The sequence below is a fragment of the Geodermatophilus sp. SYSU D00663 genome (assembly GCF_054050655.1).
The window spans coordinates 129,955-154,181 of sequence record NZ_JBJGZT010000002.1 but is presented as its reverse complement, the minus strand read 5'-3'; the positions used below and the strand labels follow the sequence as shown (position 1 = coordinate 154,181).

24 protein-coding genes, 1 tRNA gene and 1 pseudogene are annotated in these 24,227 nt (G+C 77.1%); 11 read left to right on the top strand and 15 right to left on the bottom strand.

Features of this window, described 5'->3' with window-relative positions; genetic code table 11:
• The first annotated feature begins 54 nt into the window (after positions 1-54).
• From ACI79Z_RS02235 to ACI79Z_RS02220, 4 genes are all read left to right on the top strand, one after another.
• Complete coding sequence (locus tag ACI79Z_RS02235; protein ID WP_456901546.1) at positions 55-864, top strand: MBL fold metallo-hydrolase; 810 nt, start codon at positions 55-57, stop codon at positions 862-864.
• Positions 861-1,502, top strand: a complete 642-nt coding sequence (locus ACI79Z_RS02230; RefSeq protein WP_387988553.1) for a DedA family protein — start codon at positions 861-863, stop codon at positions 1,500-1,502. The genes ACI79Z_RS02235 and ACI79Z_RS02230 overlap by 4 nt, the downstream gene beginning before the upstream one ends.
• Positions 1,499-3,646 carry a phage holin family protein gene (locus ACI79Z_RS02225; protein WP_456901545.1) on the top strand — a complete coding sequence of 716 codons (2,148 nt, stop codon included), beginning with the start codon at positions 1,499-1,501 and terminating at the stop codon, positions 3,644-3,646. The genes ACI79Z_RS02230 and ACI79Z_RS02225 overlap by 4 nt, the downstream gene beginning before the upstream one ends.
• 82 nt (positions 3,647-3,728) lie before the next feature.
• Complete coding sequence (locus ACI79Z_RS02220; RefSeq protein ID WP_456901544.1) at positions 3,729-4,697, top strand: glucosyl-3-phosphoglycerate synthase; 969 nt, start codon at positions 3,729-3,731, stop codon at positions 4,695-4,697.
• A 101-nt stretch (positions 4,698-4,798) separates the two neighbouring features.
• Here ACI79Z_RS02220 and ACI79Z_RS02215 read toward each other — a convergent pair whose 3' ends face one another.
• Positions 4,799-5,911 (bottom strand): NDMA-dependent alcohol dehydrogenase, encoded by a 1,113-nt coding sequence (locus ACI79Z_RS02215; protein WP_456901543.1) that lies wholly within the window; start codon positions 5,909-5,911, stop codon positions 4,799-4,801.
• Between the two features lie 161 nt (positions 5,912-6,072).
• Between ACI79Z_RS02215 and ACI79Z_RS02210 the strand changes: the two genes are divergently transcribed.
• Entirely contained in the window at positions 6,073-6,534 is a 462-nt protein-coding gene (locus tag ACI79Z_RS02210) for a DUF5946 family protein (RefSeq protein ID WP_456901542.1), read from the top strand.
• Between the two features lie 52 nt (positions 6,535-6,586).
• Positions 6,587-7,273, top strand: coding sequence for a TetR/AcrR family transcriptional regulator (locus ACI79Z_RS02205; protein WP_456901541.1), 687 nt, complete (start codon positions 6,587-6,589; stop codon positions 7,271-7,273).
• Between the two features lie 31 nt (positions 7,274-7,304).
• Here ACI79Z_RS02205 and ACI79Z_RS02200 read toward each other — a convergent pair whose 3' ends face one another.
• From ACI79Z_RS02200 to ACI79Z_RS02185, 4 genes are all read right to left on the bottom strand, one after another.
• Entirely contained in the window at positions 7,305-7,901 is a 597-nt protein-coding gene (locus tag ACI79Z_RS02200; protein WP_387988559.1) for a TetR-like C-terminal domain-containing protein, read from the bottom strand.
• Positions 7,902-8,017: 116 nt separating this feature from the next.
• The gene (locus ACI79Z_RS02195) at positions 8,018-8,350 is read right to left on the bottom strand and encodes a hypothetical protein (RefSeq protein WP_456901540.1); all 333 of its coding nucleotides are present in this window, start codon (positions 8,348-8,350) and stop codon (positions 8,018-8,020) included.
• A gap of 11 nt (positions 8,351-8,361) precedes the next feature.
• On the bottom strand, positions 8,362-9,252 hold the full coding sequence (locus ACI79Z_RS02190; protein ID WP_456901539.1) for a 1,4-dihydroxy-2-naphthoyl-CoA synthase: 891 nt from the start codon (positions 9,250-9,252) through the stop codon (positions 8,362-8,364).
• A gap of 34 nt (positions 9,253-9,286) precedes the next feature.
• Complete coding sequence (locus tag ACI79Z_RS02185; RefSeq protein ID WP_456901538.1) at positions 9,287-10,057, bottom strand: hypothetical protein; 771 nt, start codon at positions 10,055-10,057, stop codon at positions 9,287-9,289.
• A gap of 164 nt (positions 10,058-10,221) precedes the next feature.
• Here ACI79Z_RS02185 and ACI79Z_RS02180 point away from each other — a divergent pair, with 164 nt between their 5' ends.
• The gene (locus ACI79Z_RS02180; protein WP_456901537.1) at positions 10,222-11,025 is read left to right on the top strand and encodes an endonuclease/exonuclease/phosphatase family protein; all 804 of its coding nucleotides are present in this window, start codon (positions 10,222-10,224) and stop codon (positions 11,023-11,025) included.
• 2 nt (positions 11,026-11,027) lie between these two features.
• Here the strand turns inward: ACI79Z_RS02180 and ACI79Z_RS02175 are convergent, their stop codons facing one another.
• On the bottom strand, positions 11,028-11,507 hold the full coding sequence (locus ACI79Z_RS02175; RefSeq protein WP_387990418.1) for an NUDIX domain-containing protein: 480 nt from the start codon (positions 11,505-11,507) through the stop codon (positions 11,028-11,030).
• Positions 11,508-11,600: 93 nt separating this feature from the next.
• Here ACI79Z_RS02175 and ACI79Z_RS02170 point away from each other — a divergent pair, with 93 nt between their 5' ends.
• The gene (locus ACI79Z_RS02170; protein ID WP_387990421.1) at positions 11,601-12,059 is read left to right on the top strand and encodes a MaoC family dehydratase; all 459 of its coding nucleotides are present in this window, start codon (positions 11,601-11,603) and stop codon (positions 12,057-12,059) included.
• 10 nt (positions 12,060-12,069) lie between these two features.
• Complete coding sequence (locus tag ACI79Z_RS02165; RefSeq protein WP_456901536.1) at positions 12,070-12,639, top strand: LOG family protein; 570 nt, start codon at positions 12,070-12,072, stop codon at positions 12,637-12,639.
• Here the strand turns inward: ACI79Z_RS02165 and ACI79Z_RS02160 are convergent.
• Together ACI79Z_RS02160 and ACI79Z_RS02155 are read right to left on the bottom strand one after the other, a co-directional pair.
• Positions 12,636-12,968 (bottom strand): mycothiol transferase, encoded by a 333-nt coding sequence (locus ACI79Z_RS02160; protein ID WP_456901636.1) that lies wholly within the window; start codon positions 12,966-12,968, stop codon positions 12,636-12,638. The two genes, ACI79Z_RS02165 and ACI79Z_RS02160, sit on opposite strands and share 4 nt — an antisense overlap.
• Positions 12,907-13,185: pseudogene (locus tag ACI79Z_RS02155) on the bottom strand (mycothiol transferase); the annotation flags it as partial. The pseudogene ACI79Z_RS02155 and the gene ACI79Z_RS02160, both read right to left, overlap by 62 nt.
• Positions 13,186-13,265: 80 nt before the next feature.
• Here ACI79Z_RS02155 and ACI79Z_RS02150 point away from each other — a divergent pair.
• Positions 13,266-14,375, top strand: coding sequence for an NAD(P)/FAD-dependent oxidoreductase (locus tag ACI79Z_RS02150; protein WP_456901535.1), 1,110 nt, complete (start codon positions 13,266-13,268; stop codon positions 14,373-14,375).
• A gap of 7 nt (positions 14,376-14,382) precedes the next feature.
• On the opposite strand, the gene ACI79Z_RS02145 is transcribed toward ACI79Z_RS02150, so the two are convergent.
• From ACI79Z_RS02145 to ACI79Z_RS02135, 3 genes are all read right to left on the bottom strand, one after another.
• Entirely contained in the window at positions 14,383-15,423 is a 1,041-nt protein-coding gene (locus ACI79Z_RS02145) for a GGDEF domain-containing protein (RefSeq protein WP_387990431.1), read from the bottom strand.
• Between the two features lie 103 nt (positions 15,424-15,526).
• On the bottom strand, positions 15,527-18,115 hold the full coding sequence (locus tag ACI79Z_RS02140; protein WP_456901534.1) for an EAL domain-containing protein: 2,589 nt from the start codon (positions 18,113-18,115) through the stop codon (positions 15,527-15,529).
• 92 nt (positions 18,116-18,207) lie between these two features.
• Positions 18,208-18,294 (bottom strand) — tRNA-Ser (locus tag ACI79Z_RS02135).
• Between the two features lie 214 nt (positions 18,295-18,508).
• Between ACI79Z_RS02135 and ACI79Z_RS02130 the strand changes: the two genes are divergently transcribed.
• A complete protein-coding gene (locus ACI79Z_RS02130) occupies positions 18,509-20,272 on the top strand; it encodes a helicase-related protein (RefSeq protein WP_387990437.1) in 1,764 nt (587 codons plus the stop codon).
• Between the two features lie 4 nt (positions 20,273-20,276).
• Here the strand turns inward: ACI79Z_RS02130 and ACI79Z_RS02125 are convergent, their stop codons facing one another.
• The 4 genes from ACI79Z_RS02125 to ACI79Z_RS02110 are packed head-to-tail and all read right to left on the bottom strand — an operon-like array spanning position 20,277 to position 24,224.
• Complete coding sequence (locus ACI79Z_RS02125) at positions 20,277-21,344, bottom strand: ABC transporter ATP-binding protein (protein WP_387990439.1); 1,068 nt, start codon at positions 21,342-21,344, stop codon at positions 20,277-20,279.
• Positions 21,341-22,360, bottom strand: a complete 1,020-nt coding sequence (locus tag ACI79Z_RS02120) for an ABC transporter ATP-binding protein (protein WP_456901533.1) — start codon at positions 22,358-22,360, stop codon at positions 21,341-21,343. Before ACI79Z_RS02120 ends, ACI79Z_RS02125 begins: the two co-directional genes overlap by 4 nt.
• Positions 22,357-23,295 carry an ABC transporter permease gene (locus tag ACI79Z_RS02115; protein WP_387990445.1) on the bottom strand — a complete coding sequence of 313 codons (939 nt, stop codon included), beginning with the start codon at positions 23,293-23,295 and terminating at the stop codon, positions 22,357-22,359. Before ACI79Z_RS02115 ends, ACI79Z_RS02120 begins: the two co-directional genes overlap by 4 nt.
• A complete protein-coding gene (locus ACI79Z_RS02110; RefSeq protein WP_456901635.1) occupies positions 23,292-24,224 on the bottom strand; it encodes an ABC transporter permease in 933 nt (310 codons plus the stop codon). Before ACI79Z_RS02110 ends, ACI79Z_RS02115 begins: the two co-directional genes overlap by 4 nt.
• Positions 24,225-24,227 lie beyond the last annotated feature (3 nt).

The window sequence follows — 24,227 nt, the reverse complement described above, 5'->3', positions numbered from 1 at the left end:
CGGACGGGGGACGGCGTCCCCGGACCCGTCGGTCCCCGGGTCGATACTGGCCGCGTGGAGGGTCCCCGGCTGCACTGGATCGGCCACTCGACCGTCCGCGTCGAGCTGGCCGGGTCCACGGTGCTCACCGACCCGGTCCTCACCCGCTCCCTCGGCCCGCTGCGGCGGGTCTCCCCCCTCCCGCCCCCGGCCGCCTGGGCCGGCGCCGACCTGGTCCTGGTCAGCCACCTCCACGCCGACCACCTGCACCTGGCCAGCCTGCGGCTGCTGGCCGACGACGCCCGCGTGGTCGTGCCGCGCGGCGCCGGCGCGTGGCTGCGCTCGCGCGGCGTCCGCTGGGTGGACGAGCTCGCCCCCGGGGAGTCGCTGGTGCACCGCGGGCTGCGGGTCACCGCCGTCCCCGCGGTGCACAGCGGCCACCGCTGGGGCCCCCGCCTGACCCACGGCCCGGAGACGGTCGCCGTCGGGCACCTGCTGGAGGGCGCCGGGTCCAGCGTCTACGCCTGCGGCGACACCGACCTGTTCGAGGGCATGACCCGCATCGGCGACCGCGGGGTCGACGTCGCGCTGGTGCCCGTGTGGGGCTGGGGTCCCACGCTCGGTCCGGGCCACCTCGACCCCGCGCGGGCCGCGGAGGCCGTGGCGCGCGTGCGCCCGCAGGTCGCCGTCCCGGTGCACTGGGGCACCCTCGCCGTCCGCGGCGGCACCACGCTCCCCGGGCTGGCCGGGCGCTACCGCCGGCTGCTGACCGAGCCGCCGCTGGCCTTCGCCGAGGCGGTCGCCGCCCGCCGGCTGCGCACCAGCGTCGTCGTCCCCGAGCCGGGCCGGCCGGTCACGCTCCCCACCGTGGCGGACGCCGCATGAGCACCACCCTCGCCGCCGCCTGGACCGACGGGTCGCTGGGCTACCCCGTGCTGTTCGGCGGCGTGCTGCTCGGGTCGATCGTCCCGGTGGTGCCCACCGGGCCGCTGGTCGGCGCCGCCGCCGCGTTCGCGGTCACCGCGCACGAGCTCAACCTGGTCGCGGTGCTCGTCGTCGCCACCCTCGGCGCCTGGCTCGGCGACGTCACCACCTTCGCCGTCTGCCGGTTCGGCGGGCCGGCCGCGGTGCGCTGGGTCGCGCGGGGCCAGCACGCCGACCGCATCGAGGAGGTCCGCGAGCAGTTCCGCCGGCACGGCTGGCAGATCGTCGTCGCCGGGCGACTGCTGCCCGCCGGGCGCATCCCCGTGCTGCTGGCCGCCGGCGCGCTGGCCTACCCGTGGCGGCGGCTGCTGCCCGCCTCGCTGCTGGCCGCCTCGCTGTGGGCGGTCGCCTACGCGCTGCTCGGCGTGGCCAGCGGCGGGATCTTCGACAGCCCGCTGGTCGCCACGCTGGTGGCCACGCTGCTGGTCCTCGTCGTCGGCGCGGTGCTCAACCTGGTCGGGTCCCGCCGCCGGCGGCACACCGAGCCCGAGCGGCAGCCGGAGGACGAGGGCAGCCCGACGTCGTGCGGCCCCGCGTGAGCCGGCCGGACCAGCGCGGCCGGGTGCTCGGCCGCGGCCGCGCACCGGCCCGGGTGCTGCTCACCTGGCTCCTGGCGACGCTCGCCCTCGTCGTCCTCGACCGGTGGCTCGCCGGGTTCACGATGGCCGCCTGGTGGCAACCGCCGCTGACCGCGCTGCTGCTCGGCCTGCTCGCCGGCGTGGTCTGGCCGCTGGTCATGCGCGTGGCGCTGCCGCTGGCGCTGTTCACCCTCGGCCTGGGCAGCTTCCTGCTGCTGGGCGCCGGGGTGCTCGCGGTCTCCTTCGCCGTCCCGGGCGTCGTGGTCACCGACCTGGGCACCGCCACCCTGGTCGTCGTCGCCATGGCGGCGGTGACGGCGGTGGTGAGCAGCGCGCTGGCGATCGACGAGGACGAGGTGTTCTTCCGCCGCGCCCGCCGCCGCGCCGGCTCCGCCTCGGCCGCCGGGCCCTGCCCGCCGGGCGTGCTGTTCCTGCAGATCGACGGGCTCGGCGCCGACACCGCCCGGCGCGCGGTCCGCGACGGGTCGATGCCCACCCTGGCGGCGTGGCTGCGGTCGGGCAGCCACGCGCTCACCTCGTGGCACACCGACTGGAGCTCGCAGACCGGCGCCTCGGTCTGCGGCATCCTGCACGGCTCCAACCACGACGTCCTCGGGTTCCGCTACTACGAGAAGGACCGCGACCACGTCGTCGCGGTCTCCCACCCGGCCGACGCCGCCGAGGTGGAGCGGCGGCACTCCGACGGCCGCGGGCTGCTGGCCGGCGGCGGCGCCAGCCGCGGCAACCTGTTCACCGGCGACGCCCCGCACGTCAGCCTGACCATGAGCGCCCTGCCGCTGGTGGTGCCCCGGCGGTCGGGACGGCGGCGCGAGCGGGTGGGCGCCGGCTACTACGCGTACTTCGCCAACCCGGTGAACGCGCTGCGCACGCTCGGCGTCTCGCTCGCCGACGTCTACCGGGAGCTGTCCGCGGCCGCCCGGCAGCGCCGCGCCGACGTGCGGCCCCGGGTCAGCCGCGGCGGCCTCTACCCGCTGGCCCGGCCCGGGACGACGGTCATCGCCCGCGACGTCGTCGTCGCGGCGATCCTCGAGGACATGATGGTCGGCCGCCCGGCCGTCTACGCCGACTTCCTCGGCTACGACGAGGTCGCCCACCACAGCGGCGTCGAGCGCTTCGACACCCTCGAGGTGCTGCGCAGCATCGACCAGCAGGTGGGCCGGCTGGCCCGCGCCGCGGAGCTCGCGCCGCGGCCGTACCACGTGGTGCTGCTGTCCGACCACGGCCAGACCCAGGGCGAGGCCTTCGCGCAGCGGTTCGGCGAGACGATCGAGTCCTTCGTCGGCCGGCACTGCGGCGGCACGCCGGACCCAGGGCGGCGCGGACCCGAACCGCGCGACAGCCGACGCCCGGCCGAGGGCTGGCAGGTGACCACCGCGCTGGCCGAGGTGGCGTCGGGGCCGGGGTTCATCGCCCGCCGGCTGCGCGAGCGGGTCGAGTCCGCCGGCGCGGGCGAGCACGCGCACCGGACGCCGTCCGGGGAGCCGGGCCGGGTGGCGCGGGTGGCGCCGGGCGTGGTGGTCGTCGTCTCCGGCCACACCGCCGGCGTCTCCTTCCCGGACCTGCCCGGACGGGTGCCGCTGGAGGAGATCGAGCACCACTGGCCCGACCTGCTGCCGGCGCTGGTCGACCACGACGGCGTGGGCTTCGTGCTGGTGCACTCCGAGGAGCACGGGCCGGTCGTCCTCGGCCGCGACGGCCTGCACCGGCTGGCCACGGGCGTCGTCGTCGGCGAGGACCCGCTGGCCGGCTACGGCGAGCACGCGCCCGCGCTGGTGGCACGGGTGTCCGCGTTCCCGCACTGCCCCGACGTCATGGTCAACAGCCGCTACGACCCGGACACCGACGAGGCCTCGCCCTTCGAGCCGCACGTCGGGTCGCACGGCGGGCTCGGCGGCCCGCAGCAGCGCGGGTTCCTCGCCCACCCCCGGGTCCTGACGCCCCCCGGCGAGATCGTCGGGGCCGAGCACCTGCACCGGGTGCTGCGCGGCTGGCTGACCGAGCTCGGGCACCCGGAGCCCGACGGCGCCGGCGCGCAGGTGGGGCCGGACAGCCCCGCGGCCCTCCGGGATCCCAGCCGCGTCTGACGGCGGAACGCCCGGCTACGGCTCCGTGAACACCTGCCGGGCCCCGTGGCGGCGAGCCGAGGGCCTCCAGGACAGTGGGGCGATGCGACCCGACGCCGCCACCTGGTTCTCCGGCCGCACGTCCGCCGTCCGCTCGGTCGCCGACGTCGACGTCCTCGGCCTGCTGCGGGCCAAGCGCCGCGGCGGCCACCGGGTCAGCCTGGTCCTGCCCGCGCGCGACGAGGAGGCCACCGTCGGCGGGATCGTCGCCGGCCTGGTCGAGCGCTGGGTCCGGCTGGTCCCGCTGGTCGACGAGGTGCTCGTCGTCGACTCCGACTCCACCGACCGCACCGCCGAGGTCGCCCGCGCCGCCGGGGCCGACGTCGTCGCGGCCGCGGACGTGCTGCCCGCGCACGGCAGCCGGCCCGGCAAGGGGGAGGCGCTGTGGAAGTCGCTCGCGGCCACCAGCGGCGACCTGCTGGTCTTCCTCGACGCCGACCTGCTCGGCGACGTCACGCACTACGTCCCGGGACTGCTCGCGCCGCTGCTGACCGATCCGCAGGTCGGCTACGTCAAGGGCTGCTACGCCCGGCCGCTGGAGGTCGACGGCCGCGTCACCCCCGCCGGCGGCGGCCGGGTCACCGAGCTCACCGCGCGCCCCCTGCTCAACGCCCTGTGGCCGGAGCTCGCAGGCTTCGTGCAGCCGCTGGGCGGGGAGTACGCCGGCCGGCGCGAGGCGCTGGAGCAGGTGCCGTTCGTCTCCGGCTACGGCGTGGAGGTGGGCCTGCTGGTCGACCTGCTCGGGCTGCTCGGCCTGCACGGGCTGGCGCAGGTCGACCTGGGCGTGCGCCGGCACACCTCGCAGGACCAGGAGGCGCTGGGCCGGATGGCCGGCCAGGTGGTCTCGGCGGTGCTGGCCCGCAGCGGCCGGTCCGGCGCTGGTGGGCTGCTCACCCAGTTCCGCGCCGACGGCAGCGGCTTCCTGCCGGTCAGCACGCCGGTCGCCGTCGACGAGCGGCCGCCGATGGTGACCGTCCCCGAGTACCGGGCCGCCCGGGCCGGGGCGGTCTGAGGTCCTGCCGGCAGTCGTGCTCCGCCCCGCATCGGGGGCAGAGCACGAAGGGAGCCTCGCGCTCTGGTCCGCATCGGGGGCAGAGCACGACCGTGCGCCGCTCAGCCGTGGACGAGCAGGCCCCGGATCGTCTCGCCGGCCGCCTGGTCCCGGTAGCCCTGGTTCAGCTCGTCCAGGGGGTACCGCCGGGTGACCAGCCGGCCCAGCTCCAGCCGCCCCTCCTCGGCCATCCGCGCCAGCATCGGGATGTCGCGGAAGGGGTTGCACGAGCCGAACAGCGAGCCCTGCACGCGGTGCTCGAACACCGTGGTCATCTGCCCGTTGAGGTCGACGTGGCCCTCGCGCGGGTGGTCGGCCAGCGCCGTGAGCACCAGCGTGCCGCCCTTGCCGAGGCACGCCGACGCCCCGGCCATCACCTCGGCCGACATCTTCCCGACGGTCACGACCACCACGTCGGCGCCCGTGCCGCGGGACAGCTCGCGAGCCAGCTGCGCGGCCTCCCGGGCGTCGGCCACGGTGTGGGTGGCCCCCAGCGTCTCCGCGAACTCCCGCTTCATGGCCACCGGGTCGACGCCGATCACGTGCACCGCGCCTGCGTGCACCGCGCCCTGGACGGCGTTGACGCCGACCCCGCCGAGCCCGACCACCACGACGACGTCACCGGGGCGGGTGCCGCCGGAGTAGACCGCCGACCCCCAGCCGGTGGGCACGCTGCAGGCGAGCAGCGCCGCGGTGTCCAGCGGCAGGTGCGGGTCGATGCGCACGCAGGAGAACTCGCTGAGCACCGTGTGCCGGGCGAACGCGCCGACGATGCAGAACCCGCCGAGGGGCTCGCCGTCCAGCCGGAAGGGATAGGTGCCGGTGGGCAGCTGCCCGATCGCGATGGTGGCGCCCGCGTCGCAGATGTTGGAGCGGCCGGTGGCGCAGTACCGGCAGTGCCCGCAGGCGGGCAGGAAGCTCGTGACGACGTGGTCGCCGGGCGCGACGGAGGTGACGCCTGGCCCGACCGCCAGGACGACGCCGGAGCCCTCGTGGCCGCCGACGATCGGGTACCGCCCGCCGGGGTTGGAGTGGCGCAGGTGCTCGTCGGAGTGGCACAGCCCGGCGTAGGCCATCTCGACGAGGACCTCACCGGGGCCGGGGTCCACGACCTCGAGGTCGACGATCTCGTACTCGGTGCCCGCCTCGCGCAGCACCGCTCCCCTGGTCCTCACCGGTCCCCGGCCCTCCTCTGGCCCGGCACCCGCCCTCGCGGACGCCGTCGTCTCGGCGCCCAGCCAACCCCACGCCGCGGCGGTGCCCCACGCCGGGGTGGCACCCGGTGCCACGTGCGGTTCCGTGCACCGCGCCCGGCCGGGTGCGGCAGGATCGCCGGGTGCCCGCTCCCCGGCCCGCCGCCCCGCCCTCCCCCGGCACCGCGACCGGCGATCCCCGGCCCACCACCCGCTGCCCCGGCTGCGGCTCGGTCCTCGTGCCGCTGCCCGGCGAGCCCGCCGCGCGACCGGGCGCCTCGGCCGCCTGCACCCGGCTGTTCGAGGAGACCGTGCGCGGGCTCCGGGACGATCCGGCGCCCGACGGCACCGCTCCCCCGGCGCTGGCCCTGGCCGAGGCCGCCTACGCCGCGCAGCACCCCGACCCGGCCGATCCGCCCGCGCTGCGCGCGGCCCTGGCGGCCCTCGGGGTCGGGCCGGCCGACCCGCTCCCGGCCCGCCCGCGGGAGTGGACGACGACGATCGCGGACGTCGCCGCCGACCTCGACGTCATCGACCTGACCGTGCTGGTGGAGACGTGGGCGACGGCCGTGGCCGACGACTGGCGGCACGCCCCGACCGGATGATGTCGTTCCGTTTCGGCGAGACCGGCAACGCAGCGTTGCTACCCTTCGTACCGTGAGTGATCAGTCCCGTCGGGCCCAGAAGAAGGCCCTCACCCGCGCGCACGTGCGCGAGACGGCGCAGCGACTGTTCGCCGACCGCGGCTTCGACGCCGTGACCATCGCCGACGTGGCGGCCGCGGCGGACGTCGCGGTGCAGACGGTCTTCAACCACTTCACGACCAAGGAGGAGCTCTACTGGGCCGACCGGACGCCGTGGGTCGACGGGCCCGCGGCCGCCGTGCGGGAGCGTCCCGCGGGGGTCCCCGCGCTGACCGCGCTGCGCGCGCACCTGGTCGCCTCGGTGGGGCACTACGTCGAGCGGCTGGCCGATCCGACCGGGCGCTGCACCGTCACCGACCTCGACCGCTCCCCGGCGCTGCAGGCCTCCGAGCGGGAGCTGCACCACACCGCCGAGGCCCGGCTGCGCGAGGCCCTCGTCGAGGCCTGGACCGGCCCCTGCCCCGAGCACCCGGTCCCCGCCGACCCGCGGACGACGGCCGCGGTGGTCGCCGCCACGTGGCTGGCGGTCTCGCGGATCCTGGTCACCCAGCCGCGCTCGCCGATGCCCGCGCCCGAGCAGGCGGCGGAGGTGGCCGCGGCCACGCGCGCGCTGGCGGAGCGGCTGCTCTCCGGCTACGAGGCGGGCCTGGTGAGCTCCGCGACGGCGGACGAGTCCGCCCGCGCCCTGCGCGCCGTCTGACCCGGTCCCGGCCGCCCGGCCGTGGCCGGCCTCAGCGGCGGGCGGGCTCCGCGGCCGGGACCACGATCGGGAGCAGTACGTCGTCGACGACCTGCTCCACGTGGTCGGCGACCATCCCGCCGTCACCGGCCGCGGTGAGCCGCTGCCACCAGAAGGCCTCGAGCACCGAGCGCAGCAGCGCCAGCCGCTCGGCCGGCACCTCCTCGCCCCGTGCCGCCCAGCGCTCGCCCAGGACCTCGACGGCCTCGGTCAGCGGGCGCACCAGGGCGGCCTCGAGCCCGGCGCGCAGGTCCTCGTCGTGCCGGGCGGCACCGACGAGGCTGGCCACGGCGCGCTCCTCGCGGGACAGCGGCCGGCGCCACGAGGCGACCAGCGCGACGAGGTCGGCGTGCAGGGAGCCCTCGTCCTCGGGGACGCGGACCAGCGTGAAGCGGCTGACCGCGGACCTCGCCAGCGCCGCCATCGACGGCCAGCGCCGGTAGATGCCGGCCTTGCCCGCACGCGCCCGGGCCGCGACCCGGTCGCTGTTGAGCCGGCCCCAGCCCTCGTCGGCGAGGATGTCGACGGCGACGGCGACCAGTTGCTCGGACAGCTCGGCGCTCAGCGGGCGGCCGGGGGTGCCGCTCACGAGCCAACTCGTTCGCACGACATCAGGTTGCGCACGGTCTCATCCTGACCTGTCAGTGGAGTGACCACAACGACCGGGGCCGTATCGTCACCCGACCGGACCGTCGGGACCCCGTCTCAGGCGCCCGCCGCGCCCTCGACGTGGACCCGGAGGGTGGCGCCGTCGTCGCTGACCCAGCCCCGGTCGCGGGCCTGCTCGACCATCCGGTCGAAGCGCTCGCCCCAGTCGGCGACGTCGGCGTCGGGCTCGGCGGCGGCCCGCAGCGCGGCGGTGTCGAGCAGGCCGGTCCCGTCGTCCTGCAGCCGTCCGAGGCCCGCCTCGCGCAGCACCTCGTCGGCCTCCTCGTCGGTCACCTGGCCGAGGGCCAGCTGCAGCTTGCTCAGGTCGTCGGTGTCGACCACCCGCACCTCGGGGCGCTCGTCGGCGCCGCCCACCACCTCGACGATCACGGGTCCTCCGTTCACACGTGCCAGGGGAAGCGGGAGAAGTCGGGGTCGCGCTTCTCCAGGAAGGCGTCGCGGCCCTCGACGGCCTCCTCGGCCGCGTAGGCCAGCCGGGTGGTCTCCCCGGCGAACAGCTGCTGACCGACCAGGCCGTCGTCGATCAGGTTGAACGAGTACTTGAGCATCCGCTGCGCGGTCGGGCTCTTGGCGACGATCCGCCGGCCCCAGTCCAGCGCGGTGAGCTCCAGCTCGGCGTGCGGGACGACGCGGTTGACCATGCCCATGTGGTGCGCGTCCTCGGCGGAGTACTCCTCGCCGAGGAAGAAGACCTCGCGGGCGAACTTCTGGCCCACCTGGCGGGCGAGGTAGGCCGAGCCGAAGCCGCCGTCGAAGCTGCCGACGTCGGCGTCGGTCTGCTTGAACCGCGCGTGCTCGGCGCTCGCGAGGGTGAGGTCGCTGACCACGTGCAGGCTGTGCCCGCCGCCGGCCGCCCAGCCGGGGACGACGCAGACGACGACCTTCGGCATGAACCGGATCAGCCGCTGCGCCTCCAGCACGTGCAGCCGGCCGCTGCTGCGGCCCACCTCGTGCTCGTAGCCGTGGCGCCCGCGCACCCGCTGGTCGCCGCCCGAGCAGAACGCCCAGCCGCCGTCCTTCGGGCTCGGGCCGTTGCCGGTGAGCAGCACGCAGCCGACGTCGGTGGCCAGCCGGGCGTGCTCGAGCGCGGTGATGAGCTCGTCGACGGTCTGCGGGCGGAACGCGTTGCGCACCTCGGGCCGGTCGAAGGCGATCCGGACGACGCCGGCGTCGACGGCGCGGTGGTAGGTGATGTCGGCGAAGTCGAACCCGTCGACCGGCTGCCACGCGGCGCTGTCGAAGATCTCCGAGACGTCGTCGCGGGCGCTCATGACGTGAACCTATCCGGGCGTCCGCGACCCCGCCTCAGCCGCCGAGCAGACCGCCCAGTCCGCCGGTGACGCCGCCGGTGACGCCGCTGACGACCCCGCCCACGGTGCCCGTGGCACCACCGACCAGGCCACCGACCGCCTCGGTGCCACCGCCGACCACGCCGCCCACCGTGTCGGTCAGACCGCCGACCACGCCCCCCACGGCGTCGCCGACGGGGTCCGCCGGGACCGGGGCCGGCGCCGTCGGGACGGGGGCCGGTGCGGCCGGCGCAGGGGGAGCCGGGGCCGCGGGCGCCGTCGTGCCGCCGGACGGGGCCGGGCCGCCCGACGAGCCGGAGCCGGCAGGGGCGCCGCCCGCGGTGCCGGCCGGGGCCGGGGCGGCGGGCGCCGGAGCGGCGGGGACGGCGGGAGCGGGGGCGGCGGGCGCGGCGGCACCGGTCGTCGCGGCCGCGACCGAGCCGGCGATGCCGGTCAGCCCGGCGGAGGGCCCGGTGCCCGCGGTGGCGCGCTGCGACGAGACCGTGGTGCCGAAGCCCGGGAAGAGGAAGCCGTCGGGCGTGCCGGGGACGCCGAAGGACGGCGTCAGCCGGGCGTAGGCCGGGGGCTGCGCGACCGCGTCGTCGCCGGAGTAGACGCCCGTGCCGCGGTCGCCGGCCACGGCTCCCGAGACGTCCGCGCCGGCCGTGGCCATCAGCGGGGAGACGACGATCCCGGTGACGGCGAAGGACATGAGCACGCGCCACCAGAAGCGCTGCCCCGCGGTCTCGGGAGCCGGCTCGGCGGCGGCCGCCGGGTCCCCTGCCACGACGTCCTCCGTTGCGCGGTGCCGCGCGCCCATGGGTCGACCCCTCTCCGTCGAGGTGGTGAGACTGCCCTCACACGTCCGGTACAACGAAGTACCAGCCCGGTGGTTGCGCTGGCCAGCCGAGTCCCGCGCACGGGCGACCCGCCGCCGCTAGCGTCGGACCCGTGCCCGACGGCGCCGCCCTGCGCGTGGGCACCCTCAACCTCGCCTCCGGTCGCGGCGCCGACGGCCGCGCGCTGGCCCCGGCCGCGCTCGCCGCGGCGGTCGCCGGGTTCGACGTCGACGTGCTCGCCGTCCAGGAGGTCGACGTCGGCCAGCCCCGCTCGGGCGGCACCGACCAGGCCGCGGTGCTCGCCGGCGCGCTGGGCGCGGGCGACTGGCGGCACGCGGCCACGCTCACCGGGACGCCGAGCCCGTTCCGCGGCACGTGGTCCGCTGCCGACCCGCCCGGGCTGCGCGGGCCGGAGCGCGCGCCGGACGGCCCCGCGTACGGCGTCGCGCTGCTGGTCCGCCGCCCGGCGCGGGACTGGGCGGTGCTCGGGCTGGGGTCCGGCCGCGCCCGGCTGCCGCTGCGGGCGCCGGACCCGGCCACCGGCCGGCCGCGGCTGTGGTGGGTGCCCGACGAGCCGCGGGTCGCCGTCGCCGCCTGCCTGGACGGGCTGACCGTGGTGGCCACCCACCTGTCGTTCTCGCCGCCGACGGCGGTGCGGCAGCTGCGCCGGCTGCGGCGCTGGGTGGCGTCCCTGCCCGGGCCGGTGGTCGTCGCCGGCGACCTCAACCTGCCCGGCGGGCTGCCGGCGCGGCTGCTCGGCGCGACCGCACTCGTGCGGGAGGCGAGCTTCCCGGCGCACGGGCCGCGCCTGCAGCTGGACCACCTGCTCGCGCTGGGCCGGGTGACCGCCCGGGACGCCGCCGCCCACCGGCTGGGCGTGGGCGACCACCGGGCGCTGACCGTGACGGTCGGCTGAGCTCAGGCGGCGAGCAGCGGCCGCAGCCGGTCCATCGAGGCGGCCAGCCCCGGGTGCAGCGCGACCTGGTGCAGCGCGGCCAGCGGCACCCACGCGACGCCGGTGCTCTCGCCGTCGAGCCGCAGCCGCGACGGGTCGAGGTCGCCGACCGGGCGGGCCAGGACGGTCGTGTAGGCCCAGCCGCCGTGGTCGTCGACCGAGCGGGCGCCGAGCACGAGGTCGGCGGCGGCCAGCCCGAGCTCCTCCTCGACCTCCCGCAGCGCGCCCTGCTCGGGCGTCTCGTCCACGTGCAGCGCCCCGCCCGGCGTCCCCCACGTCCCGCCGTGGTGCGACCACAGGGCGCGGTGCTGCAGCAGCAGCTCGGGGCCGTCGCCGCCGTCGCGGTGCACCAGCAGGCCGGCCGCGCCGGCCCGGCCCCAGTGCCGGTGGCCCAGGGAGCAGGTGGTCCAGCCGTCGGTGGGGGTCAGACGGATGGTCGCCACCCGGACAAGTGAACCGCAGCCGGGCCGCGGGCCGGGAAACCGCACTGGCAGGATCCGGGAGGACGACCGGCGACGACGACGGAGGCACCCCGCATGGCGACCACGACGACGATGGCCGAGGTCCCGGGCCTCATCGGGCAGGAGCTGGGCACCAGCGACTGGTTCGAGGTCACGCAGGACCGGGTGGACACCTTCGCCGACGCGACCGGCGACCACCAGTGGATCCACGTCGACGTCGAGCGGGCGAAGGCCGAGAGCCCCTTCGGCGGGCCGATCGCGCACGGCTACCTCACGCTGTCGCTGCTCGTGCCGCTGTTCGCGCAGGTCTTCGCGGTCACCGACACCGCCATGGGCGTCAACTACGGCCTGAACAAGGTGCGCTTCCCCTCGCCGGTGCCGGTCGGCTCCCGCGTGCGGCTGACCGCGACCCTCAAGGACGTCGAGCAGGTCGCCGGCGGGCTGCAGCTGACCTTCTCCGCCGTCGTCGAGCGCGAGGGCAGCGAGAAGCCGGCCTGCACCGCCGAGCCGGTCTACCGCTACTACGGCGGCTAGCCACCAGCGCATGCGGATCGCCGTCTTCACCGGCAGCCGGCCCGGGCCGGAGTCGCACCGGAGGGCCGCCGCGCACCTGGCCACGGGCCTGGCCGAGGCCGGCGTCGGGGTCGTCTACGGCGGCGGGCACGTCGGGCTGATGGGTGTCGTCGCCGACGCCGCCCTGGCCGCCGGTGGCGAGGTGGTCGGGGTGATCCCGCAGCACCTCGTCGACGACGAGCTGGCCCACCCCGGCCTGCCGCGGCTGGAGGTCGTGGCCTCCATGCAGGAGCGCAAGGCGCGGATGGCCGAGCTCTCCGACGCCTTCGTCGCGCTGCCCGGGGCCGCCGGCACGCTCGAGGAGCTCTTCGAGGCCTGGACCTGGGGGATGCTCGGCCTGCACGCCAAGCCGGTGGTGCTGCTCGACGTCGACGGGTTCTGGCAGCCGCTGCTCGCCCAGCTGGGCCGCATGGCCGACGACGGCTACCTCGAGCGGCGCCGGCTCGACGCGCTCGGCGTGGTCACCGACGCGGCCGGGCTGCTCGCCTTCGTCGAGGGCTACCAGCACCCGCCGCGGAAGTGGGCGCCCACCCCGCCCTAGGTCCAGGTCGGAGCGGCGGTGCCCTGCGCCTCGGCCTCCAGCTGCCAGGCGCCCTTGCCGTCGATCGACTCGCGGATGACGTCGGCGTGGCCGGCGTGCCGGGCCTGCTCCTCGATCTGGTGCAGGAGCAGCCAGCGGACGGTGAACACGGTGCCCTCGGGCAGCCAGCGCGCGACGCCGTCGGGGACCGCGACCACCCGGTCCAGGTCGCGCTCGGCGCGCACGACCTCCTCGGGTCTCGCGCGCCACCTCCGCCTGCCGGTGCAGCAGGACCTCCACGGTCTCGCCGGGGACGACGGCGAACCCGGCCATCCACTCGGCCTGCGGATCGCCCTCCACCGCGTGCGGACGGCGCCCGACCCGCCCGGCCAGGTCGGCCCGCACGCCCTGGGTCACGTGCTCGAGCAGCGCGGACAGCGACAGCTCGCTGGCGCTCGGGGTCGCGCGGGCCTGCTCCTCGGTGAGCCCGTACAGGGCGTTGCGCAGCGCGGTGCGCTGGTCGGCCAGCAGGCGCAGCAGCAGTTCGCGCTCGTCGGGTGCGGTCACCCGGCCACCCTGCGCCGGGACCGGGCGGCGGGACAGCGCCCGGCTGGCCGCCGGCCGCGGCGCTGCCTAGCGTCGCCCCCGTGGAGCGCTGGGACGTCGTCGTGGTCGGGGGCGGCCCGGCGGGCGCGGCGGCGGCGCTGGCCGCGCGGCGCGACGGCGCCTCGGTGCTCGTCCTCGACCGGGCCGACTTCCCGCGCGACAAGGTCTGCGGCGACGGCATCGCCCCCGAGGCACTCGACGTGCTCGCCGGGCTGGGCGCCGACGTCGCCGCGCTGACCGCCGGCTACGCGCCCGCGCCGCGGTTGTCCCTGCGCTCGCCCGGCGGCGCGGCGGTGGAGCGGGCCACGCACCGGCCGTCGTCGGTGGTGCCGCGCGCGGTGTTCGACGCCCGCGTGCTTGCCGCGGCCCTCGACGCGGGGGCGGTGTTCCGGCGGCACGCCGTCCGCCGGGTCACGCCGGGACCGGACGGCGTCGACGTCGACGGGGTGCTCACCGCCGGGGTCCTGGTCGGGGCCGACGGCGCGGAGTCCGTCGTGCGGCGGGCGCTGGGCCTGCCGCGGAACCCCGACGACCGGATGGCGGTGGCGCTGCGCGGCTACGCGCCCGAGCTGCCCGGCCAGGGCGGCACCCAGGTGCTGGTGACCACCGAGCAGCGCTGGCCTGCCTACGCGTGGTCGTTCCCGCTCGGCGACGGGCGGGCCAACGTCGGCTACGGCGAGCTGGTCTCCGGCGGGGCCACCCGGGCGGCGCTGGTGGAGGGGCTGCACCGGCTGCTGCCCGGGGTCGAGCCCGGGGGGCTGCGGGCACACCGGCTGCCGCTGTCCACCGGCCGGCCGCGGCAGCCCGACGGGCGGGTGCTGCTGGCCGGCGACGCGGCGTCGCTGGTCAACCCGATGACCGGCGAGGGGATCTTCTACGCGGTGCTGTCCGGGGCGCTGGCCGGGGCGGCCGCGTCGGCGGGGGCGGCCGCGGGCGCGGTGCACCGGAGGGCGCTGCGGCGGCGGCTGGGCGCGCACCACCGGTCGGCGTCGGCGGCGTCGTGGGTCAGCCGGTGGCCCCGGGTGATGGACGCGGCGTTCCGCGCGGCGGCGGGCGACCAGCGGGTGTTCGACGACGTCGTGGCGCTGGGCCTGGCCGACGGCCGGCTCACCGCCCGCACCCTGGCGGCCGCGGCCCGGCACCTGCGCTGAGCCGCCGCTACGCGGGGGCGACCTCGACGCGGCCGCGGCCGGCGCGCTTGGCGCGGTACAGGGCCCGGTCGGCGGCGGCGTAGAACTCGCGCATCCCGACCGCGGCGCCGCGGGCGTGCGCCACCCCGACGCTCACCGACATCGCCAGCAGGCTGCCGTCGGGGAGCGCGAGCGGCGTGGACAGCACCGTCCCGAGCACCGACTCGGCGCGGGCGACGGCGACCTCGGCGGTGCACCCGGGCAGCAGGACGGCGAGCTCGTCACCGCCCAGCCGGGACAGGACGGCGTCGCCGGCGCGGATCTGCCGCCGGATGATCCCGGCGAGGTGGACCAGCGCGTCGTCGCCGACGGGGTGGCCGTGCTGGTCGTTGATCTGCTTGAACGAGTCGACGTCGAGCAGCAGCAGGGCGGTGCCGTCGGCGCCGGCGGGGCCGGTGAGCGCGACGGCGAGCGCGTCGTCGAAGACCCGGCGGTTGACCAGGCCGGTGAGGGTGTCCACGGTGGCCTGCTGCTCCAGGGCCTCGACCAGCCGCTCCTGCACCGCACCGGCCCGTTCCAGCATCACGGCGACCACGGCGAGCACGGTGCCGAGGAGGAGGGCGTCGCTGACCGCGTTCTCGACCGGAACCAGGTGCAGCAGCACGGTGGCGTTCGCCGCCACGGCGAGGGCCGTGACCAGCGTGACGGCCGCCCGCCGGAGGTGGGCGGCCGCCCACAGCACCGGGAACGCGAGGAAGGCCTGGGCGCCGGCCGACGGGTCCTCGGTCACGAGGTTCAGCCCCGCGACCAGCAGGACCCCGGTCACCGCGAGCAGGGGGAACACGCCGGAGCGGTCGAGCCGCTCGGGCGCGAGACGACGGCACGCGACGGCGCTCGCGACGAGGACGGCGACGACGATCCAGCACGCCGCCAGGGTCAGCGGCGAGGCGGCGTTCGCACCGAAACCGTTGACCGCGGCGAGGGCGCCCGCGGAGATGCCCAGCACGAGGACCAGCGAGCGGGCGGCAGCGCGCGGCTGCCGGGCTCTGAGTCCCCGGTGGATGGCCACACCCGCTCTTCGGCAGCAACGGCCCTCGGGATGAGCCGACCCACCCACAGGGGTGAGAGGAACCCCGGCGGGGCCGCGGGACGCGCCGCGCACCTCCGCGGGGTCAGTCGCGCCGGTGCGCCTCGGCGGCCGCCGTCCGCACCACCGCCCGGAGCCGGTCGGCCAGGCCGGGCGGGCAGCAGTCGGGGTCGACGAGGACGTCGTCGGCGCCGGCCGTGAGCAGCCGCGCCCGGGTGGCCCGGTCGGCGTCGTCGCAGAGCACGAGGACGGCGGTCCCCGGCACGGCGCCCAGCTCCGCCACCCGGTCGACGGCGTCCCGGCCCCGGCCGGTCACGAGCAGGACGGCGTCGGCCTCCGGCGCGGCCGCCCCCGGCACGACGACGGGGAGGCCGTCGCGCAGCAGGACGCCGCGCAGCGCCCGGCTGCGGGCGTCGTCGGGCGCGGCGAGCAGCACGACGGGCTCCCGGCCCCGCCCCGCGGACCGGTCCCCGGCGGCCTGCAGGACGGCGCCGGCGGCGGCGACCGCGCCGGCCAGGTCCTCGGGCGGCACCGGACGGGCGAGGTGGTGGCCCTGCAGGTGGTCCACGCCGAGCTCGACCAGCCGGGCCGCCTGCACGCCGGTCTCCACGCCCTCGGCGGTGACCTCCAGGCCCAGGCAGTGCGCGAGCGTGACCATGGCCGTGAGGATCGGCTGGTCGTCGGCGCCGTCGCCGATCTGCTGCACGAACGAGCGGTCGATCTTGATGCCGTCGACGGGCAGGGCCTGCAGCCGGCCCAGGGAGGAGTAGCCGGTCCCGAAGTCGTCGATGGCCACCCGGATGCCCGCCGCCCGCAGCTCGTCGAGCTGGCCGACCACCCGGGGCCCGGCCTCGAGGAACACGGTCTCGGTCACCTCGAGCAGCAGCTGCCCGGGGCGCACGCCGGTGCCGGCCAGGACGCCGAGGACCGTCGTCGCGAAGTCCGGCTCCCGCAGCTGCACCGGCGAGACGTTGACCGACACCGACCGGCGCCGGTCCGCCGCCAGCCAGCCGGACAGCCGCAGGCACGCGGTGCGCAGCACCCGCTGGCCGAGCGCGCGCACGAGCCCGCTGCGCTCGGCGACGGGCAGGAACTCCGCCGGCAGCGCCAGGCCGCCGGGGCGCGGCCAGCGCACCAGCACCTCGACCCGGGTGGCCGCGCGGGTGCGGACGTCGACCAGCGGCTGCAGGTGGACGACGAACCCGTCGTCCTCGAGCGCCTGCCGGAGGCCGTTCTCGACGTCGGCGCGGGCGAGGACCGCCGTCGACATGGTCGGGTCGAAGACCGCGTGCCGCCCCTTGCCGGCCTGCTTGGCGGCGTACATCGCGATGTCGGCCTGCTGCAGCAGCGCCTCGGCGGGGACGTGCTCGCCGCCGGCGCTGCGGGCCAGGCCGATGCTGCCGCTGGGCACCAGCTGCCGGTCGCCGAACCGGACCGGGGCGTCGAGGGCGGCGCTGATGCGCCGGGCCACCTGCTCGCCGTGGTCGGCCTCGGCCAGGACGACGGCGAACTCGTCCCCGCCGAGGCGGGCGACCGTGTCCTCGGGCCGGACGCACCGCGTGAGCCGCTCGGCGACCTCGACCAGCAGCCGGTCGCCGGCCTGGTGGCCCAGCACGTCGTTGACGTCCTTGAAGTCGTCGAGGTCGATCAGCAGCACGCTCACGCCGGCGGGCGAGCGCGCCTCGAGGGCGTGGGCCAGCCGGTCGGCGAACAGCGCCCGGTTGGCCAGCCCGGTGAGCGGGTCGGTGAAGGCCAGCCGGCGCAGCTGCTCGGCCTGCGCGGCCAGCTCCGCGGCGGCCCGGGCGGCCGCCAGCTCGGCCGCCTTGCGCTCGGTGACGTCGGTGGCGGTGCCGTGGACGCGCACCTCCGCGCCGTGTGCGTCCCGCTCGACCGCGGCGCGGCAGGCCACCCAGCCGGTGCTGCCGTCGGCGCGCAGCACCCGGTGCTCGAGGCCGTACTCCTCCCGGCCGGCGCGGACGTCGGCGAGCAGGCGCACCAGCTCGGCCCGGTCCTCGGGGTGCACCCGCGCCAGGTAGCCCTCGACGGTGGGCACCAGCGCGTCCGGCGGCACGCCGAAGATGCGGTACATCTCGTCGGACCAGGTCACCGTGTCGGTGACGACGTCCCAGTCCCACCGGCCCAGCCGCGCCACCCGCTGCGCCTCCAGCAGCCGCCGCTCGCTCTCCTGCAGGCGCGCCTCGATCGCCACCCGCTCGCTGATGTCCTGCGCCGTGCCGACCAGGAGCACGGCGTCGCCCGCCTCGTCCCGGGTGACCGACCCGCGGGCGCGCACCCAGATGAGCGCGCCGTCGCCGCAGACGACCCTGTGGTCGAAGTCGAACACCCCGCCCGCGCCGAGGGCGGAGAGGATGGCCTGCTCGGCGCGGCTCCGGTCGTCGGGGTGCACCATCTGCATGCAGAGCTCGAAGGTCGGCGTCACCACGGCGGGGTCGAGCCGGTAGACGGCGAACAGCTCGTCGCTGAAGGTCACCGCGCCGGTGCGGACGTCCCACTCCCAGCTGCCCATCGCGGCCAGCCGCTGCGCCTCGGCGAGCCAGCGCCGGCTGCGGGCCAGCGCGAGGACCGGGTCCTCGGGCGCGGGGTCCTCGGGCGCGGGGTCCTCCGGCACGGGGTCCTCCGGCACGGGGTCCTCCGGCGCCACGCCTCCGCTCATGCCACTCCCCGGACCGGTCCGACTCGGATCTCGTGCGGAGGGGCAGGCTAAGGGACGGAGGGGCGCGCAGCACCCCGGTCGGTGCGCGCGAGCGGAGGGCGTGGGATTCGAACCCACGATGGGTTTGACCCCATAGCGGTTTTCAAGACCGCCGCCATCGGCCACTAGGCGAGCCCTCCCGGCAGGTGGAGGCTAACCCGCCCCGCCGGGCGGACCCACCCGGGACGCCCCGCGCTGTGCGCCCCGCCGCGGCCGCGCCGGGCATGATCCGGGACCGGACGGTGTTGTCCCCCCGACCCGGTCCGCGGCTCCGTCGCGTCGACCCCGCCCCGCACGCCGATCGAAGGACACCCCCTGCCCGAGACCGCTCCCCCGCCGTCCACCCGCCGCCGGGTGCGGCGCCCCGCCGTCGAGCGCCCTCCCGTCCCCACGACGGCGGACCGCGCCGCCGAGCGCGATGCCGCCCGCGCCGAGCGGCGCGCCCAGCAGCTGTGGGTCGAGGACGCCGCGCCGGAACTGCCCGTCCGCACGACCCCGCCGCGGCGGGTCGTGTTCCACCTCGGCCCGACCAACTCGGGCAAGACCCACGAGTCGCTGCAGGCGCTGGCCGCCACCGGCTCCGGCGTCTACGCCGCGCCGCTGCGCCAGCTCGCCCACGAGGCCTACGCCAAGCTCGCCGCGGGCCTGCCCGAGGGCGCCGTCGGCCTGTCCACCGGCGAGGAGGAGGTCCACCCGCAGGCGGCGATCCTCTGCTGCACGGTGGAGAAGGCGCCGATGCGCGGCGAGCTGCTCGTCCTCGACGAGTCGCACTGGATCGCCGACCCCGACCGCGGCCACCACTGGGCCCGGCTGCTGCTCACCGGCGAGTACCGCGAGATGCACCTGATCGCGGCCGCCGAGGCCCACCCGCAGCTGGCGCCGCTGGTGTCCGACGCCGGCGACGTCGAGGTCGTCCACCACCGGCGGCTGTCCCGGCTCGACGTCCTGCGCGCGCCGGTGCGCACCCCGCGCGTCCGCCCGCAGACCCTCGTCGTCGCCTTCTCCCGCAAGACCGTCTACGCCGTCGCCGCCGAGCTCGACCGGCACCGGCCCGGCAAGGTGGGCGTCCTCTACGGCGCGCTGCCCCCGGCCACCCGGCGCGAGGTCATCGAGCGGTTCACCACCGGCGAGCTCGACGTCCTCGTCACCACCGACGTGATCGGCCACGGCATCAACGTCCCCGCGACGACCGTGCTGTTCGCCGAGACGACGAAGTTCGACGGCACCGAGCTGCGGCCGCTGCGCAGCTGGGAGGCCGCGCAGATCGCCGGGCGGGCCGGCCGCTACGGCCTGACCGGGCACGGGACGGTCGGCGTCCTGGCCGGCGTGCCCGGGCTGCGGCCGTCGGCGGCGCTCGTGGCCGTCGGCGCCGAGGTGGCCCGCGGCGAGCGGGTCAGCGACCTGCCGGCCCGCGGGGCGCGGCTGCGCCCGGAGCTCGAGGACCTCGGCGCCTTCGAGGCGGCCGACCTGCCCGAGGCGCTGGTCCGCTGGGAGGCCTGGGCGCACACGGCGACCCGCGACCGGGCGATGACCCCGGACGACGTCGGCGAGCTGGTGCTGCGGGTGCGGGCGCTGCTGCCGCTGCTGCGCGGGCCGCTCGGCGCCGTGGGCGACCTGCGCACCGTCTGGCGCCTGGTGCAGCTGCCGATCGACTACGAGCCGCCGCGGCGCACCCGCTGGCTGGTGCTCGCCCGCGCCGCGCTGCGGCACGCCGCGGGCCTGCCGGTGCGGCCCGAGCTGGTGCTGCCCGACGTCCCGGTCGGCGGGAGCGTCGAGGAGTTTGAGCAGGCCGCCGCGGCCGCGCGCGACGCCCAGGCGCTGCTGCGGCAGTTCCCCGGGGTCGCGGACCTGGACGCCGACGACGCCGCCTGGGTCGAGGAGGAGTGCGCCGAGGCGATCAGCGAGCTCCTGCCCGACGCCATCGCGGTCAGCCGGTCCAGCGCCTGCGCCGAGTGCGGCACCGCCATCGCCCCGTGGTTCTCCACCTGCCGCCCGTGCAGCGCGCCGCGCGGGCGGGGCCGGGACGGCCACCCCCGCGCCGGCGGCCGGGACGGGCGGCGGGCTCCCCGCTCGGGCTCCCGCCAGGGCCGGCGCCCCACCCGCAGCGGCCGCGGCTGACGGGTCAGGTCGCCGGGTCGCCCGCGGTGACCGGCTCGTCGGGCCGCTCGCGCTGCACCGGCTTCCCGACGACGCCGTGCAGGTGGCAGGCGGCGACGTGCCCCGGTGCCGAGCCGACCGGCTGCAGCGCCGGGTCGACGTCCGGGCAGGGCTCGAACACGTCGGGACAGCGGGTGCGGAACCGGCAGCCGCTGGGCACCCGCGCCGGTGAGGGGACGTCGCCGCGCAGCACGATCCGCTGCCGGGACCGCTCCAGCGCCGGGTGCGGCAGCGGCACCGCCGACAGCAGCGCCCGCGTATAGGGCATCTGCGGCTCGGCGGCGACGGCGGCCGCGGGCCCGACCTCGACCACCCGGCCCAGGTACATCACCGCGATCCGGTCGGACACGTGCCGCACCGCCGACAGGTCGTGCGAGACGAACAGCAGCGTGAGGCCGAGCTGCCGCTGCAGCCGCCGCAGCAGGTTGAGCACCTGCGCCTGCACGCTGACGTCGAGGGAGGCGATCGCCTCGTCGCAGACGAGGAAGTCCGGCTCGCCAGCGAGTGCGCGGGCGATGCCGACCCGCTGCCGCTGGCCGCCGGAGAACTCGTGCGGGTAGCGGGCGGCCACCGCCGGGTCCAGGCCGACCAGCTCGAGCAGCTCGCGCACCCGCGCGGCCCGCGCCTGCCGCCCCGGGTGCAGGCCGTGGACCTCCAGCGGCTCGGCCACCGTCTGCGCCACCGTGCGCCGCGGGTCGAGGGAGGCGAACGGGTCCTGGAACACCATCCCGGCCCGGCGCCGCAGCTCGCGCAGCTCCTTCCTGCCCATCGCGGTGACGTCCGTGCCGTCGAAGGTGACCGTGCCGCCGGTCGGCGGGACCAGCCGCAGCAGCGCGTTGCCCAGCGTGGACTTCCCGCAGCCGGACTCCCCCACCAGGCCCAGCGTCTCGCCGCGGTACACGTCGAGGTCCACGCCGTCGACGGCGCGCAGCACGCCGGTGGTGCGGCGCAGCACCCCGCCCGAGCGGACCGGGAAGTGCACCTCCAGGCCCCGCGCGGAGACCAGGACCTCCCGCTTCGTCGTCGACGTCACGACGCCTCCCCTTCCGCACACCAGGTGGCCGCCCGGTGTGGCAGCCCCGCGCGCCCGGACCCGACGACGGCCAGCGGCGGCTGCTCGGTCTCGCAGCGGGCGTCGCCGCGCACGGGGCAGCGCGGCCAGAACACGCAGCCGGCGGGCAGGTCGGTGGGCGCGGGCGGCGTCCCGGGGATGGTGGCCAGGTCACCGCCGTCGTCGGCGGCGAGGTCGGGCAGCGCGCCGAGCAGGCCGCGGGTGTAGGGGTGCACCGGCCGCTCGAGGACGTCGTCGACCGTGCCGTCCTCCACGCAGCGCCCGCCGTACATGACCAGCACCCGGTCGGCGACGCCGGCGACGACGCCGAGGTCGTGGGTGATCCAGATGACGCCGGTGCCGTGGTCGGCCTGCAGCCGCTCGACCAGGTCCAGGATCTGCGCCTGCACGGTGACGTCGAGCGCCGTCGTCGCCTCGTCGGCGATGAGCAGCGACGGCGAGTTGGCCAGCGCGATCGCGATGACCACCCGCTGCCGCATGCCGCCGGACAGCTCGTGGGGGTAGCGGTCCACCGCGCGGCCCGGGTCGGGCAGGCCGACCTCGCCGAGCAGCTCCACCGCGCGCGCCCGGGCCGCGGCCTTCGACACCGCCCCGTGCGCGCGGATGCCCTCGGTGAGCTGGCGGCCCACGGTGAGCACCGGGTTGAGCGAGGTCATCGGGTCCTGGAAGACCATGCCGACGCCGGGCCCGCGGACCTGCCGCAGCCGGTCGGGGGACATGGTGAGCAGGTCCTCGCCCCGCAGCAGCGCCCGGCCGGTCACCGTGGCCGTCCGCGCCGGCAGCAGGCCCATCAGCGCGAGCACCGAGACGCTCTTGCCGCTGCCGGACTCCCCGACGACGGCCACCGTCTCACCCGGCCCGACGGTGTAGCTCAGGCCGTTGACGACGTGCGCCGTCCCGCGCGGGGTGCGCAGGTCCACCCGCAGGTCCTCGACCTCCAGGACCGGTTCCACCGCGGGCTCGGGCAGGGCGCTCACCGTCCGCCCCCGGCCATGAGGGTGCGCTGCCGCGGGTCGAGGACGTCGCGCAGCCCGTCGCCGAGCAGGTTGAAGCACAGCACCGTGACGACGATCGCCAGGCCCGGGAAGACCGTGTACCACCAGGCCTGCTCGATGAAGCCGCGGCCGTCGGCGAGCATCAGCCCCCACGACGGGTTGGGCCGGCGCGGGCCCAGGCCGAGGAAGGACAGCGCCGCCTCGGCCAGCACCGCGAAGGCCAGGCTGATCGAGGTCTGCACGATGATCGGCGGCGCGGCGTTCGGCAGCACGTGCCGGGTGATCAGCCGCCAGTCCGAGGCGCCGACCGAGCGCGAGGCCCGCACGTACACCTCCTCGCGCACACCGAGCACGCTGGCGCGGGTGACCCGGGCGAAGATCGGCACGTAGACGATGCCGATCGCGAGGATCGCGTTGGCCGGCCCGGCGCCGCGGATGGCCACGATCGCGATGGCCAGCAGCACCGCCGGGAAGGCGAACAGCACGTCCATCAGCCGCATCAGCGTGTCGTCGACCCACCGGCCGTAGTAGCCGGCGAGCAGGCCGATGAGCGTGCCGACGACCAGGGCGAACGCGACCGACAGGAACCCGACCCGCAGCGACGTCGCCGCGCCCAGGATCACCCGGCTGAGGATGTCGCGGCCGAACTCGTCGGTGCCGAACGGGTGGTCCCAGCTCGGCGGCTGCAGCTGCAGCGACGGGTCCTGCTCGTTGGGACCGTCGGGGGCGAGCGTCTCGTCGAAGACCGCCATCAGCACGATCAGGAGCAGGACCACGGCCGAGACGGCGGCGGTCGGGTTGCGGGCCAGCAGGCCGAGCGTCTCCCGCCAGCGGGGGCGTGGCGGGGCCGCCGTCGGCAGCGGCTCGGCGGGCGGGGGGGCGGCCGGGGTGGCGCCCGGCGTCGGCAGCTGCGTCATCGGCGGGCGATCCTCGGGTCGATGCGGCTGTAGAGCAGGTCCACCAGCAGGTTGATGACGAGGAAGACCAGGGCGAACAGGAGGACGGCGCCCTGCAGCACGGGGAAGTCCCGGTCGCGCACCGCCTGGTAGGCCAGCTGCCCCAGCCCCGGCCAGGAGAAGACGATCTCCACGACGACGACGCCGGACAGCAGGTAGGCCAGCTGCACGCCGGTGACCGTGACCAGCGGCAGGAGGGCGTTGCGCAGCACGTGCCAGGTCAGCACCTGGCGGGTCCCGACGCCCTTGGCCTGCGCCGTCCGCACGTGGTCGGAGCCCAGCGCCTCGAGCATGCTCGACCGGACGAACCGGGTGATCACCGAGCCCGAGACGACGCCGGTGGCGATCGCCGGCAGCACCAGCCGCTGCGCCCAGCCCAGCGGGTCCTCGGTCAGCGGGACGTAACCGCCCGAGGGCAGCCAGCCCAGCGTCCCGGCGAACACCAGGATCAGCATGATCGACAGCCAGAAGTCCGGCACCGAGATGCCGAACTGGCTGACGACGGTGGCCAGCCGGTCGACGAACGACCGCGGGTGCAGCGCCGAGAGCATCCCGAGCGGCAGCGCGATGACCAGCGCGACCAGCAGGGACGCGAAGGCCAGCGTCAGCGTGGCCGGCAGCCGCTCCGCGATCAGCGAGGTGACCGTCTCGCCGCTGCGGAAGCTGACCCCGAGGTCACCGGTGACCGCCCGCCCGGCCCAGGTGAAGTACTGCTGGACCAGGGGGAGGTCCAGCCCGCTGCGCTCCCGCAGGGCGTCGTAGGTCTCCTGGGAGAACCGCGTGCCGAGGGCCAGGCGGATCGGGTCGCCCCGCACGAGGTGGATGAGGGAGAAGACGAGGACGCTCACACCGGCCAGGACGACGATCGCCTGGCCGGCCCGCCGGAGCAGGTA